General features: G+C 63.5%; 13 protein-coding genes and 2 pseudogenes. 7 read left to right on the top strand and 8 right to left on the bottom strand.

Annotated elements, in window-relative coordinates; all coding sequences use genetic code 11:
* Positions 1-93: 93 nt before the first annotated feature.
* The 5 genes from IQ35_RS18520 to IQ35_RS18500 form a co-directional block, all read right to left on the bottom strand.
* A complete protein-coding gene (locus IQ35_RS18520) occupies positions 94-591 on the bottom strand; it encodes a DUF6306 domain-containing protein (RefSeq protein WP_242003399.1) in 498 nt (165 codons plus the stop codon).
* Positions 588-1,436: a LysR family transcriptional regulator gene (locus IQ35_RS18515; protein WP_145075654.1), complete on the bottom strand. Its 849-nt coding sequence runs from the start codon at positions 1,434-1,436 to the stop codon at positions 588-590. The genes IQ35_RS18520 and IQ35_RS18515 overlap by 4 nt, the downstream gene beginning before the upstream one ends.
* A gap of 116 nt (positions 1,437-1,552) precedes the next feature.
* Positions 1,553-2,452, bottom strand: a complete 900-nt coding sequence (locus IQ35_RS18510) for an efflux RND transporter periplasmic adaptor subunit (RefSeq protein WP_145075651.1) — start codon at positions 2,450-2,452, stop codon at positions 1,553-1,555.
* A 14-nt stretch (positions 2,453-2,466) separates the two neighbouring features.
* The gene (locus tag IQ35_RS18505) at positions 2,467-2,679 is read right to left on the bottom strand and encodes a DUF1656 domain-containing protein (protein ID WP_021246817.1); all 213 of its coding nucleotides are present in this window, start codon (positions 2,677-2,679) and stop codon (positions 2,467-2,469) included.
* Positions 2,676-4,733, bottom strand: a complete 2,058-nt coding sequence (locus tag IQ35_RS18500) for an FUSC family protein (protein ID WP_145075624.1) — start codon at positions 4,731-4,733, stop codon at positions 2,676-2,678. The genes IQ35_RS18505 and IQ35_RS18500 overlap by 4 nt, the downstream gene beginning before the upstream one ends.
* Positions 4,734-5,131: 398 nt before the next feature.
* On the opposite strand from IQ35_RS18500, the gene IQ35_RS18495 reads away from it, so the two are divergent.
* Positions 5,132-5,875, top strand: coding sequence for a helix-turn-helix domain-containing protein (locus IQ35_RS18495; protein WP_145075621.1), 744 nt, complete (start codon positions 5,132-5,134; stop codon positions 5,873-5,875).
* Positions 5,876-6,096: 221 nt separating this feature from the next.
* On the opposite strand, the gene IQ35_RS18490 is transcribed toward IQ35_RS18495, so the two are convergent.
* The 3 genes from IQ35_RS18490 to IQ35_RS18480 all read right to left on the bottom strand — a co-directional run bounded on the left by IQ35_RS18490 (position 6,097) and on the right by IQ35_RS18480 (position 10,081).
* On the bottom strand, positions 6,097-6,789 hold the full coding sequence (locus IQ35_RS18490; protein WP_021246820.1) for a tetratricopeptide repeat protein: 693 nt from the start codon (positions 6,787-6,789) through the stop codon (positions 6,097-6,099).
* A gap of 73 nt (positions 6,790-6,862) precedes the next feature.
* Complete coding sequence (locus IQ35_RS18485; protein ID WP_145075618.1) at positions 6,863-9,412, bottom strand: TonB-dependent receptor; 2,550 nt, start codon at positions 9,410-9,412, stop codon at positions 6,863-6,865.
* A 63-nt stretch (positions 9,413-9,475) separates the two neighbouring features.
* On the bottom strand, positions 9,476-10,081 hold the full coding sequence (locus IQ35_RS18480) for a type IV toxin-antitoxin system AbiEi family antitoxin domain-containing protein (protein ID WP_021246822.1): 606 nt from the start codon (positions 10,079-10,081) through the stop codon (positions 9,476-9,478).
* Between the two features lie 252 nt (positions 10,082-10,333).
* Between IQ35_RS18480 and IQ35_RS18475 the strand changes: the two genes are divergently transcribed.
* The 6 genes and pseudogenes from IQ35_RS18475 to IQ35_RS18450 all read left to right on the top strand — a co-directional run.
* Positions 10,334-11,032, top strand: a complete 699-nt coding sequence (locus tag IQ35_RS18475) for a response regulator transcription factor (protein ID WP_031292162.1) — start codon at positions 10,334-10,336, stop codon at positions 11,030-11,032.
* Positions 11,029-12,411 carry a sensor histidine kinase gene (locus tag IQ35_RS18470; RefSeq protein WP_145075614.1) on the top strand — a complete coding sequence of 461 codons (1,383 nt, stop codon included), beginning with the start codon at positions 11,029-11,031 and terminating at the stop codon, positions 12,409-12,411. Before IQ35_RS18475 ends, IQ35_RS18470 begins: the two co-directional genes overlap by 4 nt.
* A gap of 616 nt (positions 12,412-13,027) precedes the next feature.
* Positions 13,028-13,390 (top strand): ArsR/SmtB family transcription factor, encoded by a 363-nt coding sequence (locus IQ35_RS18465; RefSeq protein WP_145075610.1) that lies wholly within the window; start codon positions 13,028-13,030, stop codon positions 13,388-13,390.
* A gap of 8 nt (positions 13,391-13,398) precedes the next feature.
* The gene (locus IQ35_RS18460; protein ID WP_145075607.1) at positions 13,399-13,914 is read left to right on the top strand and encodes an arsenate reductase ArsC; all 516 of its coding nucleotides are present in this window, start codon (positions 13,399-13,401) and stop codon (positions 13,912-13,914) included.
* Positions 13,911-14,045 (top strand): annotated as a pseudogene (locus tag IQ35_RS18455) (thioredoxin domain-containing protein); the annotation flags it as partial. The gene IQ35_RS18460 and the pseudogene IQ35_RS18455, both read left to right, overlap by 4 nt.
* A gap of 107 nt (positions 14,046-14,152) precedes the next feature.
* Positions 14,153-14,381 (top strand): annotated as a pseudogene (locus tag IQ35_RS18450) (IS21 family transposase); the annotation flags it as partial.

Raw genomic sequence — 14,381 nt, 5'->3', positions numbered from 1 at the left:
TCCATGCCATGCCGCCATCCGCAGCTAAGCAAGTTGAACAAGGTGGCCGACAAGGCAAAGCAAAACGACTATTATATGTATGTGTCAGCGGACTTATTGCCCTGAACAGCGCTTCCCGCCATCAAGCAGCGTATCGGCGCGCGCGACATTGGCCCGATGGCTTTCCAGCATGGCGTGCAGGTCCGCATGGAGGCTGTCGTCGCGAATGCGCGGCGTCAGCGTTTCCAGCTTCCGCACGACCCATGCCTGCCCGCGATTGAGGAAGGCAAGGCGGTCCCAAGGCTCCGGCACCGCCATCGCCTTGGCATGGAAAGCGCCGGTGCGACGGGAGGGGGCGGCGCCCAGGCGCTTGAGATGCCGCGACAACATGGCGCACCAGCGCGCCTCATCCTTCCGCAAATCGCGCATCAGCTCCGCATAGTCCGGCTCTGCCCGATATTTGCCCCCCGCCAGGGCGACCCGCGCGCCCGCCCGTTCCGCCTCCAGCAATTCGTTGAGCGCTGAGACGATCTCCTCCGGACGGGCATAGCCCATATAGGCGTCGCCGGCCCCGTCGGCATAGCATGGCGGCGAGGCAGGTTCCTCCGTCACGCCGCGATTGCCGCCGCCGCGCGCAGCCCGCTGCGAATCCTGTCCATCACGCCCGCGTCAGCCTTGGTGGAATGGACCACATAGGCGGAATAGGAAAATTCCGGGCTGTCCGGCACCGCCGCCAGCCGCCCTTCCTCCAGATGGGATCGGATGAACCCCTTGCGGAAATAGCCGCTGCCGCCCGCCGCCAGGATATAGTCCAGCGCGAGCGGGCCATAGCTGATCGAAACCACCGCATTGGGCTGGTCGGGAAAGGCCGCCTGATAGCTCGCCGCGAACTCCTCGCCCCAGTCGATCTGAACATGGTCTTCGGGTCCAAGCGCGCGGCCGGTGGGGGTGGTCCTGACGAGCACCAGTTTTTCCTCGAACAACAGTTCGGCGATCACGCCGGGGCGGCTGGGTGCGGCGTAGAGCACGGCCACGTCCAGCGATCCGTCCTGCACCTGCTCCATCAGGCGCTCGGAAGGCGCGATCTGCGTCGCGACCGCGATTTCCGGGCATTCGCGCCGCATCCACAGCAGCCAGTGCCGCAGCAGGGGACTCCAGAGGCTCAGCTCCGCGCCGACCGTCACAACCGTCTCGCGCCCCGGCGGCAGGGCCACCGCGCGGCGCGCCCGATCCCAGACCTGCACCAGGGTCGTCGCGAAACGCAGGAACTGCTCGCCCGCCGGCGTGAGTTTCGCGCCTGCCTTGTTCCGGATGAACACGGGGCGGTCGAGCTGGTCCTCCAACACGCGGATGCGCGCGCTTACCGCCGTCTGCGTCAGGTTGAGACTGGCCGCCGCGCCCACGAAGCTGCCGGTCTTCACGACTTCGAGGAACGTGCGGGCGACGGCAATGTCCATCAAGCAAATTCTTTCATTTCAAACCATAATCGCATTCGTTTTCTTATTACATGATAGCCGGAGGAAATCCATGAGTCCATGGAGGCGGCACTGGATCGGATCGCGGCAGGGTCCGCTCACCATGGGAGGCTTCGGTGCACCTTGCGGCCGTCCTCGCGAGGATGGATAACGACCGTGGCGGTTTGTCCGGGGATCATCCGGACATGAGCGGGAATCCTGTCGATCGCGATCCGCACCGGAATGCGTTGGGCCAGCCGCACCCATGTGAAGGACGGGTTCACATTGGCGAGTTGCCCGTCTCCTCCCGCCCGCTCCCGATCCTCGACACCGCCCGCGATGCTCTGGACATGACCTTCGATCTCGTCCGCTACACCCATCAGGTAGATGCTGGCCGGATCGCCCACCTTGATGGCGGGCAATTTCGTCTCCTCGAAATAGCCCTCCACCCGCATGGAACGGTTATAGACCAGCGCTAGCGCAGCCTTTCCCGCCGCCAGATAGACGCCCGGCTGCAACGAGAAGTTTGAGATCGTCCCGTCCACCGGCGCGCGGACGAGTGTGCGTTCCAGATTGAACCGGGCAAGATCGCGGGCGGCGACCGCCTGCCCCAGGCTCGCCCGCAATCCTTCCGCCCGCGCCCGCCCCTGCTCGATCACCTCGGCTGCGATCACATCGGGCATGGCGCGATTGCGGCGGTCCTCCCGCATGGCCTGCGCCAGCGCGGCCTGCTGGCTCGCGATGGCCGCCTCCGCCTGCTCCAGCGCCAGCCGGTAGCGGGGACGGTCGATGACGAACAGCACGTCACCCTTCTTTACCGGCCGATTGTCGGAGACACGCACTTCGGTGACAAGGCCGCTCACATCCGCCGCCACCGGGACCATGTCGGCGCGCACCTTGCCATCGCGCGTCACGGGTTCGATCTGATAGCGCAGCCACAGCGCATAGATGCCCGCCAGAATGACCAGGATGACGAGAAGCGTCGCGATCGAACGCAGAAGATCGTGCCGTTGGAACATGGTCAGGAGAGCAGTCATCCATGAAGGAAAAGATCGGCGAACACGCTCAGCCCCCACCACAGCAGGACGAAGAGAGCGAGTTCCAGCAGGCTTGGGTGCCACAGCAGGCGATAGACCGGCAGCCGCTGGATCGGCACGCGCAAGAGATAGACGAGCACCGCCGCCAGCACCGCCCACAGCAGCGCGGCGGGCATGTAGACGCCCAGCAGATGCACTTCCTCGATCATGCGCGCACCTCCATTGCCGGAGCGTCCGCCGCGGGGAACAGATTGCACCGCATTCCCACCAGCGCGCGCAACGCTCGTCGGCGCGCCTCATCCGGCGGCAGCGTGAGCAGTGCGTCCAGGGCCCCGTCGATGGACTGCAACAGGGCGGCGGGCGGCGGATCGACCCGCCCGCGCCGCCACCGGCCGGAATAGCAAGCGGAGAGACCGGACAGCACCGCGCCCAGCCGATGCCGCGCGTCGTGCGGAACATGCGGCAGCGCCCGCCGGATCGGAATGATGTTGCGCCCTATGCGAAGGTCCGCCAGCCCGTCGGCCGCGTGCAGCGCATCGCCCGACGGCGCGACCGCCATGCGCCCCGCGACCTGACCCAGCCGGTCCATCGCCTGCGCGGTCCAGCGGTCGGGCAGGAAAGGCCGCCTTATATCGGCAAGCTGCGCCAGTTCCGCCCAGTTGGCGCGCAATATCCGCCGCGCCGTCCGCAGCACATTGGCGGAGCGGAACATCTTGGTCACGGCCAGCGTGGCGACGATCCCGCCCAGTTGCGCCAGCCCCGTATTGATGAACAGCGCGAAATCGCCCTGAAACCGCGCCAGAAAGCCCATGGCGACGATGAAACACGAAAACATCGGCAAGGCTTGCGGCGAGCGCGCCGGGTCCGCCTGAACATACCCCATCCACAGCAGCGCGGGCGCGAGCGTGACGATGAGCATCTCATAACCATCGACGCGCGGCAGGATGACGAAGAGATAGAGCGCCGCGACCGGGAATGTCTTGAGCGTCGCCAGCAGATACCGCCCGATCACTGGCGCGGGATCGTCCTGCGCGGCGAAGGAGCATGTAATGAGCGCCGCGAAGGCCGCCGTCGCCGACCCATTGGGCCAGGCGAGCAGAATCCAGACCGCGCAATAAAGCGCGATGGCGGTCGCCGTCGCCAGTCCGGCAAGCGCCGCCATGCCATGATCGCGCGCCAGCACGAAGGGCTGGGCCGCGCGCGCTTCCAGCCGGGGGCGGCCCGGTGAACCGATCCGCCCGGCCAGCCTGCGGCTCGCGGCGAGCGCCGCCAGACACTCCGCTATCCTGACGCAAGCGCTGGCGGTGAGGAGCGCGGTCCAGTCTCCCCTCTCCTCCGCCGCCGCCGCCCTTTCGCAGCGACGGATCAGCGGCGCGGATTGATGCACGGTGCTTTCCGGATCGGACAGCCAGTCCGACACGTCATCGATCAGGCGCGCAAGCTCCGGCGGCAGTTTCCCCTGCGCGCGCAGCAGGTCCAGCCTGTTCGCGGCGGCGGAGGCCAGAGGCAATATGCGCGCAAGCTGCTGCTGCAACGCCGTCACCCGCCTTTTCGTCGTGGGCGCCCAGCGTTGATCGAAGGGCAGATGGACGGCGATCATCCCCAGTTCGGTGATGTCGGCGGCCAGCATCCGCCGATGCTCATTTTCCAGCCGCGTGTGGCGGCCGCCGATCGCCTCTGCCGCCCAGCGCCGGGCATGATCCAGAAAGGATTGCGCCCGCGCGCGGATGACCGGCGTGGCGCTCCATGGCTGCAACAGCGCGTGGACAGCCGTGACGCACAATATGGCGACCGTCATTTCCTGCACGCGCGCGATGGTCGTGTCGAAGATATTCGCGGGATCGTCGAGATAGGGAAAGCTGATGACCGCCGAACTGAACGCCGCCATCTGGAACAGAAAGGCGCGCGGCGTGCGATCCAGCACCGCCAGATAGATGCAGAATCCCGTCCATGACGCGAGACACAGGACCAGCAGTTCAGGCGAATTCTGGAGGTTGGGCACCAGCAGGATCGTCACCGCCGCGCCCGTCGCGATCCCGCCCAGCCGATAGAGCGTCTTGGGCCGGAATGCGCCCGCCATGGGCTGGGCCGTGACATAGACGGTGAGCAACGCCCACCAGGGCCGGGGCAGGCTGGCGCTGAAGGCGATGGCCAGGGTGATGGCGGCAGCGATGAAGCTGCTCAGGGAAAAGAGCAGCCTTTGGGAATCGATGGTCAGGGAAGGCAACGGCAAACCGATGCCGCGAACTGTCGGAGACTTCATCTTGGCAACCGTGACAAACGACTATCGGGATTGTCACGATCGCCGTGATCGTGGGCTTTTCTTCCCTTGGATTCGGTTGCGCTCAATAGGCGGGATGAGCGGCGGAATCGTAGATCAAAATATTGATGGATAAGCGCAAGATTCTTGCATTGAAGAGGAAGGGAGTCGGAGGAGAGAGAAACTTACCCGTTATTTTCACGGTATAGCCCCGCTCTCACGCAAATCGGCGAGGAAGGTGCGCCTGAGTCCGTCGATCAATCATTCGCCGCGCGTAACAGGCGCTTCATCCGGCGATCCATGGCTTGCGCTTTGCCTGCCCGGGGTTCGCCCAATATAGCCGCGATCCAAACGGCTAATGTTAACCGTTTGGAAACAGATGTACGGCGAATAGCGTTTTCATGTCGATGCGGGCAATCATAGACAAGTTCCAGACACCGGAAAATCAACGTGGCACGGTGCGCGTGCGCATATATCTGGCAGTGCCCGGATCGGTTGAGAGGGGCGAGGGCGCTCCCGTGCTCATCCACAATCTGTCGACGTCCGGGATGCTCATCGAAACGCAATCGGACCTGGCGATAGGCCAAAAGATCAGCGTGACGTTGCCGGAAGCGGCGGAAGCGTCAGCCACCGTGGTCTGGCGAAGCGAAACGTTGAGGGGGTGCCGCTTCGATCGTCCCCTGTCCCGGGCGGCACTGAGCGCGGCGCGCCTGCTCACCCCCCTTCCCCGCGATTTCGATCCGATTGCCGATCTGGACGGAGTTGTCCAACCTGAATTGCTGCCTGAACGTCTACGCCGCCTCAGGCGGGATCAGGGGCTGAGCCAGGCGGAGCTCTCTGCGAAAACGGGTTTGAGCAAGCCCAGCATCTGGGCCTGGGAAACGGGCAAGACCATGCCCCGGCGCCGCAGTCTGCTGACGCTTGCCGATGCCTTTGGCGTTTCCCGGCAGGCATTGCTGGATTGCGCAGCCATGTCCGATCCCGAGGGGCAGCTTGCCTTTGGAAAGGCGATCGAGCCGGCCGGCCATGGCCATCCGGCCTTCCCTTCTGCGTCCATTCAAAACGCGGTGGACAGCAGCAGAAGGGAAATAGCTGCCGTCGCCGGGGTGGAAACGGCAAGGGTAAGGATCATAATCGAGTTTTGAGCCGGCAAGACCTCCGGTCCCAGGGCTAGTCGAGCACGTGGACGGCCTGTGCGGGCGATCCGGCCAGCAACGTGGTGTCGGATTCCATCCGGCGTTGAACACCGGCATGGCGCAAGCCTGCGGGAACGCAAGACACCCGGAACCCATTCGGCAAGTCGCCGCAGCAGCTTCCAAACGCCTGTGCACCGACCGCATCGACATCTTCTACGTGGCGGGCGCCATCAAGCAGTCGCCGCAGCCATCCACAGTTTCGTTTTGGCCAGGAAGGCGGGCGTTGCCGTCTCCGACATTCTGGCCAGCCAGATTTGCGCGCCCGCCATGTCGCCGGCGTCGATCAACATACGCGCATGATTGAACTGGCCGCGAAAGTCCCCGCCTTCCGCTGCCATTGCATAGTGGCGGGCGGCCTGCCGCATATCGCGCCCGACTACCCAGCCGTCCTCGTAGAAGCTGCCGATCATGTTCATCGACTTGGCATGACCGAGCGCGGCCGCCTGCTCGAACAGGCGCAGCGCTTCCGGCCTGTCTTCGCTGACGCCTTCGCCGAGGGTATAAAGCGTCGCCAGATTGTACATGGCCCAGTCCAGGCCGCGCTCCGCCGCCGCCCCATACCATTGGGCGGCCAGGCTCTTGTCCACGGCGGCGCCCCAGCCATGCTCGCAGCAACGCCCCACCATGTTCATGGCCATGATGTTGCCGCCCCTGGCCGCGATGCCGAACCACTTCAACGCCTCGACCGGATTGCGTTCCACGCCTTTGCCGTCGAGATAGACCTGCCCGACAAGCAACTGCGCCTCCGCATGGCCGGCTTCGGCGGCCTCCAGCAGCAGGGCAGCAACCTCGTCCAGCGGTCCGGCAAGCGCGGCGGCGCGATCCGCATCGTCCATTTCGATCAGTTTCGGCCGGGACCGCATGCAATTTACTCCCATGAAATGGCCCACCCCTTGCGGAGTGGGCCATCCTTGCCTCCGAGGAGAGCAGGCAAGCTCAATATTTGATATTCAATGTGGCGATGGCAGTGCGGCCCGCTGCCTGATTGGCGTAGTGCGCCGCATAGGCCTTGTCATAATAACGCTTGTTGAAGACGTTGTTGACGTTGACCTGAAGGCTGACCGCATCGTTGAAGCTATAGGACGCATTCGCATCGAACCGCCAGTAGCTCGGCACCATGCGCGCCAGCGACTTGGTGATGACCACCGCGTTGTTCTGGATGATGCGGGTGTCGGAATAGCCGCCATAGACCTTGCTCATGTAGATCGCGCCGCCGCCGACGGTGAAGGCGGGCGTGATCTTGTAGTTGGTGAAGGCCGTCAGGCTGTGCTTGGGCGTGTTGGGGAACTGCCTGCCGGCGCTGGCGGCGGGCGCGTAGAGCGTGACGGTCTTGTCCGCGTTGGTCGTGGCGGTATAGCCCGCGTCCACGATCTTGGAGTCCATATAGGTGTAGCCGCCGAACACGTTCCATTCCGGCGTGATGTTGCCGTTGAAGCCGAATTCGATGCCCTTGATCCGCCGTTCGCCGACGAACACCACCGTGCCGGCATCGCCGGTCGCGCGGGCATTTTTCGTTTCGGTATGGAACGCCGCCAGCGTCAGCGCCAGGCTATCGCCGAACAGATTGGCCTTGGCGCCGATTTCATAGGACTTCGTCTTTTCCACCTTCAGCGCGTCGGTCAGTTCCTGCGGCGTGATGGGGGTGCTGCTGCTGGTGGTCAGGCCGTTGGCTTCGCTGCCATTGGCCAGGAACGAGCCGGGAGGCGTTGCGGAGGTCGAGGTCGACGCATAGATGCTGCTGTTTTCCGTCGGCTTGAAGACGATGCCCGCCTGATAGGTCCACAGGTCATCCTTGCGGGTGATAGTGGACCGGCTGCTGGTCATGTCGTCGGTGGCGATGCCGGGGCTTACACTGGTTTCATAGCGATCGAAGCGTCCGCCCAGGTTGATGAGAAGCTGATCGCTGATGGTGATCGTATCGAACAGCGATGCCGCCTTGGTCGTGGTCTTGGACAAGGTCCAGGTCTTGCGCAGCGAACGCTGGATCGGCGACAGCACCGAGGACACGTCCCCGCCATAATAGCTGACCCAGGGATCGTTGGCATTGGGCGAATCGACGGTCGTGCAATTGTAGCGGTCAAGCATCGCGGTAGTGCAGCGCGGGTTGAAATTGGAACCCGTCGCAATCGGCACGCCGCTCGCGCTGGTCGCCGCCGGGTTGGTCGGCGTCTGGTAGGTCGACCTGTTGGGATCGGACACATAGGAACCGTTCCCGACCTTTTCCTCGCTGAACTCGATGCTGGCCGCGAAGCTGTTCTTGATCCCGCCGACAGAGAATTCGCCGAACAGGTCGGTCTGGTTCAGCAGGCCCTTGGTCTCGCTATAGCGGCTGTTCACGCGCCGCCACACATAGCCGCCCGCCGTCGCCGGACTGGCCGCGTTGGTGCCGTAGACATTGCCCTGCTGATCGTCCGGCTGGGTCCAGACATAACCTTGCGTGCTGCGGCCATAGCGGGAGGTGTTGCGCAGCGTCACGCCGCCGAAGTCATGTTCGGCGCGGATGGTGAAATTGTCCACATTGGTCTTGCGGAAGTCGCGGGACTTGAGGCCGTAATAAGCGCCGCGCGGCACGCTGACATCCCGCCCCCCGATCGTCGTGAAATCGCGCGCCGGGCCGGTTTCAGTGACGCCAGCGGGCGCGTTTCCGTTGGTATAGAGATAGGGAATGCCCGAATCCGGCAATTCGTTGGTGTGCAGGTGATAATAGCCCAGGGTCAGGCTGGTCGGGCCGTCCATGCCGATCTTGAGCGAGGGCGCGATGCCCCAGCGCTTCGACCAGATCGCATCGCGGCCCGCCACGTCCTGGTCATGCCACATCGCGTTCAGGCGAATCCCGGCAAGGTCGCTGAGCGGCTGGTTGATGTCGATGGTGGCCCGCTTGTAATCGGCGTTGCCGACGCTGGCGCTCGCCGCGATGAAGCGGTCGACCCTGGGAGCCTTCGACACGAGGTTCAGCGAGCCGCCCGCGCCGCCACGGCCGCCGGTCGTGCTGTCGGAGCCTTTCACCACCTCGATCTGCTCGATCGCGAATATTTCGCGGCTCTGCGCGCCAATGTCGCGCACGCCGTCGAGATAGGTGCTCGCCTGGCTGTCGAAGCCGCGGATGAAGGGACGGTCGCCCAGCGGATTGCCGCCTTCGCCCGCACCCAGCGTGATGCCGGGCACCGTGCGCAGCGCTTCGGTCAGCGAGACCGATGCCGTGTCCTTGATGACGGAGGCCGGGATGACGGTGATGGACCGGGGCGTGTCGACCAGCGGCGCGGTGTATTTGGGCGAGTCGGGCTTGTCGACCTTATAGCCCTGCTCATCGATCGCGGTATCGGTGACGACCACCCCGCCCAGCTTGCGCCCCTGGCCGTCATCGGACGCGGCCTGATCGGCGGACTGGGCGATGGCGGGCGCGGCAGAAGCGAATAACCCGACGCAGCTCAAGGCGAGAAAGCTGCTGGCAGTGGACGCGCGATTGCGCGATTCATTCAGATTCACGATGTTTGCCCCTTTTTTCGGCGTGATGATGGGCCGGTTGCTTCCCGGCCCCGTTGAAATATTTTATACGAAAGTCTGGCGGTGGGCCGCGAAGCCGCGATCCGAAACGGGCGCCGCGCGATACCAGCCATATCGCACGCGCTGGAGGTAGCCGTCCTTGCATAGCCGGCTGACATATTGACGGGACACCCCGATGGCCGCGAACTCTTCCGTGCTGGCCACTTCGCGCGTCCGGGCGAGCGACAAGGCCCGCGCCCTAACCGCTTCACCCTTTGCGAACCGATGGCCCGCAAACGTCCCGCCGCCGATCCGCTGACGCGAACTGCCCGCCGACGCAGCGAGCGGCAGCCAGATGCCGGCTTCGCGGAGGACTGTCGCGCAGCGCAGGAGCGCATCGGATTCCATGCTGTCCACGCGCGCCAAGGCGCGGCCCTCCTGTCGCTGGGCGGCGGCGATATGGGTCAAAATCTCGATCTCCGCATCGCCGACGAAGGGCGATTCCGAGGCGAAGATCACCGCGCCGCGCTGCCGCGCGATATCGGCCAGATTGGAAAAAGCGTCTTTCGCATCGGGACTGTCGCGCAGCTCGAAAGCGCAATTGCCGCGCAGGCACGCGATCACCTGCCGCTCATGCACATTCCGCCGCGCGAGGATGCGTCCGAATTTCATGACCAGCCCGCATCCACAAGCGCGGCCAGACCGCGCTCATGGCGTATATAGCGATCAGGCCCATGCAGGATATCCGCCATTTTTGCCTCTTAATGCGAAAGCTAATAATAATGACTCGCAGTTGAAGCGTGTTTACTGATACGCGGCGCAAGGTCCATAAAATCGGACAACATTGGGAAATAGTATAGAAACACCAATGTTACACGGGGGTTCGTTTGCAGCATGGAGGACGGAAATGAACGGTCGGATGCGATGCGGATATTGCTGCTGGAAGATGACAGGGAGACGCGCGACTATCTGATGCGCGGCCTGAAGGAATTGGGGCATCAGGTCGTGGCCGAGAGCGAGGGCAAGGCCGCGCTCTCCCGGACGCTGGCCGAAGCGTTCGATATTCTCGTCCTCGACAGGATGGTGCCCGGTCTCGATGGCCTGACCGTGTTGAAGCTGGCACGCGAAGCGGGATGCCGGTCCCCCGCCATCATCCTGTCCGCCATGGCGGGAATCGAGGATCGCGTGGCGGGACTGGAAGGCGGCGCCGACGACTATCTGATCAAGCCGTTCGCCTTTGCCGAACTGGCCGCGCGCCTGGGCGCGCTCGCGCGGCGGCCGCCGTCGGGCGACCGGACCGACGCACAGACCGTGCTGCGCGTCGGCGATATCGAAATGGATCTCGTGCGGCGCACCGTGAAGCGCGACGGGCGCTCCATCGAGTTGCAACCGCGCGAGTTCAGCCTGCTGGAATATCTGCTGCGCAATGCCGACCGGCTCGTCACGCGCACCATGCTGCTCGACCGGGTGTGGAATTTCGGTTTCGACCCCAAGACCAACATCGTCGAAACGCATATGAGCCGGTTACGCACCAAGCTGAACGAGGGCGGCGCCGAAAATGTCATCCGAACCATTCGCGGATCGGGGTACATGATCGCCGGCCGCGCTCGACCGCAGCCATGATCATCCCCCGCACCATCAAGGGCCTGTCGATCCTGACCGCCAGCATATCGGGATTGGTCATCCTGGCGCTGGGCGCCGCCGCGATCTTCATTTCCCATCGCGAGATCGAGGCGCAGATCGACCATCGCATCGAACTGGAGATGGACGCACTGCTTGAATATCATGCTGCCAACGGTCCGGCGGCGCTGGCGCGACTGGTGCACGTGCGGGATGGCGGGACGACGAACGGAACCGGCTATCTTGACGGGACCGGCGGCAACGGGCGCATGATGCTTTATGCCTTGTCCGACGCGAGCGGAAACCGGATCGCCGGATCGCTGATCCCCACACTTCCGCCAAGCGGCTGGACCGAGTTTCTCCCTATCCGCCGCCCCGATGGCTCGACCGGAAAGGCACAGGCGCTAAGTCGAAGATTGCCGGACGGCGGGCAGATCGTCGTTGCCGGGGATCGCGATGCGCTCAGCCGTGCGGACGACCGCATCTTGCTGGCGGTGCTGGCCGGGCTGGGCGTGATCCTGCTGACCGGAACCATCAGCACCATCGCCTTCGGGCGGCTGATCCGTCGCCGGCTGGTACTGATCAGCGGAACCGCGCAGGGCATCATCGAAGGCGATTATACCCGCCGCATTCCCGTTGACGGATCGGGCAGCGAGTTCGACCGCATCTCCGTCATTCTCAACGCGATGCTAAGCCGCATCGAAACATTGATGATGTCGCTGCGCCAGGTCTCCAGCGACATCGCGCACGACATGCGCACGCCCCTCGGCCGGATCAGGCAGGACATGGAAGCCTTGATGCGCAGGGCGCCGGATAAGGTAACCGCCGACACGCTCGAACAGACCATCGCCGACATGGATGCGCTGCTCGATCTTTTCACGGGCCTGCTCGGCATCTCGGAGGTGCAGGGTCTTGCCGTGCGGAAACGCTTCGTTCTCCAGCCTCTCGCGGAGATCGTCGCCGACATCGTCGATGCTTACCGTCCGGCCTTCGACGCCGAAGGCCGGACCATCACCGCTGTGCTGGAGGAGGTTACAGTTTGCGGCGACGCCCAATTGCTCAAGCGGGCGGTGGCGAATCTGCTGGAAAATATCCTTGTCCATGCGGGCGATGGGGCCAGCGCCACCATTACGCTCGCTGTCGAACAGGGCGTGGCGGTTCTGACCGTAACGGACGATGGCATGGGTATTCCCGCGGGCGGCAAGGAGAGGATTTTCGAGCGTCTCGTCCGGCTGGACCCGACCCGCTCGAAACCGGGCCACGGCCTGGGCCTTAGCATGGTGCGCGCTATCGTGCATGCCCACAAGGGAACGATTGAAGTCGTCCCGTCAAGGTCGGGACTGAGCTTGATGATCCGGCTGCTTGACGCAGGAATGGCATAGCCTTGCGCATCACACCGGATCGTCAATTCGGGCAGCAATCAGTCGCTTTATGCGAATCTCCTACCCGATGAGTTCGCATCGACAACGGGAAATCCGCACCAGCGGTTCCAAAGCCTCATTGGCCAGAAGCGCCGCAGAGGGCGTGATTAAACCACGCCCTTGATTCTCTCTTTTGTTCGAGAATGGCGCACCCGAGATGACGAAGATGAGAACTGGGTGATCGTCGTCTAACCATCGTAAAACCGGCGATACTGGGAGATTTGCGTCCTAACATAAGACGCTGCGCAATCATTTTCGTGGCTAGCTGACCTTCTCCCTGGTCCGAATGTCATTCAGCACAGATCACCGTGTCCACCAAAGCACTCGCATAATCGCGCTATCCGCGCCGCACTCGTCAACGTCGCGGGGCCAACCCGGTCCAAACCGTATCCGGCTCGCCAGAGGCACGACCCTTCGATCGAGCGTTGGCCATTTTACCAGCATTTGGCCGCTCCTCTCGATCATCCGCATATGCGCTCAGCAGATCAACGCTTAGCCGTTGATTCGACAATTCTCGAAATATGGATTGACTTGGATAGCACTCCAGCTATTTCGACCTTTCTCGAAAGGTGGTTCCATGGACGATCTCAACACACAGGTCTGGGCGGTGGATGCCCTAAGCGCGCTGGCACATGAAACGCGGCTGTCGGTTTTCCGCACGCTGGTGAAGGCTGGCCCGGAAGGCATGATCGCCGGCGCGATTGCCGAGCATCAGGGCGTGCCGCCCTCGACCATGTCGCATCATCTGGCCACGCTGGAGCGCGCTGGCCTCGTTCAGTCCGAACGTGAAAGCCGCCTCATTCACTACCGCGCCGATTATGCCGGCATGCGCCGTCTGCTGGCCTTCCTGATGCAGGACTGCTGCCAGGGAGCGCCGGAAATGTGCGGCGACCTGCTTGGCGATCTCACCTGCAACACCGCTCAACCCTTGAACGCCTGAGGTTCCTCATGTCCGACAAGATCTACAATGTCCTCTTCCTCTGCACCGGCAACAGCGCGCGCTCGATTCTGGGCGAAGCGGTGATGAATAAGCTCGGCGAAGGCCGCTTCAGGGCATACAGCGCCGGGAGTCAGCCCAAGGGCGAGGTCCATCCGATGGCGCTCTCGGTGCTGAACGGGATGGGTTACGACACCACCGGTATGTACTCGAAAAGCTGGAACGAGTTTTCCAAGCCCGGTTCGCCCGAGTTCGATTTCATCTTCACCGTCTGTGACAGTGCCGCGGGTGAGACCTGCCCAGTTTGGATCGGCCATCCAATGACCGCCCACTGGGGCATCGAAGACCCGGCGGCAGTAGAGGGTGAAGAGCAGCGCAACGCCTTCCTGCAGGCTCTGCGCTATCTCACCAATCGTATCTCGCTGTTCCTGACACTGCCAATCACGAGCATCGACGAGATGGCGATGAAGCAGAAACTCAAGGAAATCGGCAAAGGCGAAGGTGCCAGCAGCGGAGCGAGCACGTGACGGACATTGTGATCTACCATAACCCGGAGTGCGGCACGTCGCGCAACGCGCTGGCCATGATCCGCAACGCGGGGATCGATCCGCATGTCGTCGAATATCTCAAGACGCCGCCGTCGCGCGCTATGCTGTTGATTTCCACTGAGAGTTGACCCGGGAGGGGCATAAGTTTCCACTGAGAAGTGACCCATGTTTTGACTTCCCTCTGGCTGATTGGTCGGAGGATTCAGGAGTGATCGACATGGCGTTATTGAGTGTAATCCGGCGCTGGCATTTCCGGCAGCAGGTTCCGATCCGGGAGATCGAGCGGCGCACTGGTTTGTCGCGCAACACGATCCGCAAGTACCTGCGGGCGGACACGGTAGAGCCGCAGTTCAAGGTTCCCGAGCGGCCGAGCAAGCTGGACCCGTATGCGGAGAAGCTGTCAGGCTGGCTGCGGATCGAGGCTGGCAAGTCGCGCAAGCAGCGGC

The sequence above is a fragment of the Sphingobium wenxiniae genome (assembly GCF_007830065.1).
Classification (GTDB): domain Bacteria; phylum Pseudomonadota; class Alphaproteobacteria; order Sphingomonadales; family Sphingomonadaceae; genus Sphingobium; species Sphingobium wenxiniae.
Note: the sequence above shows the minus strand (reverse complement) of the source record. Positions and strands in the feature narration are given on the sequence as shown.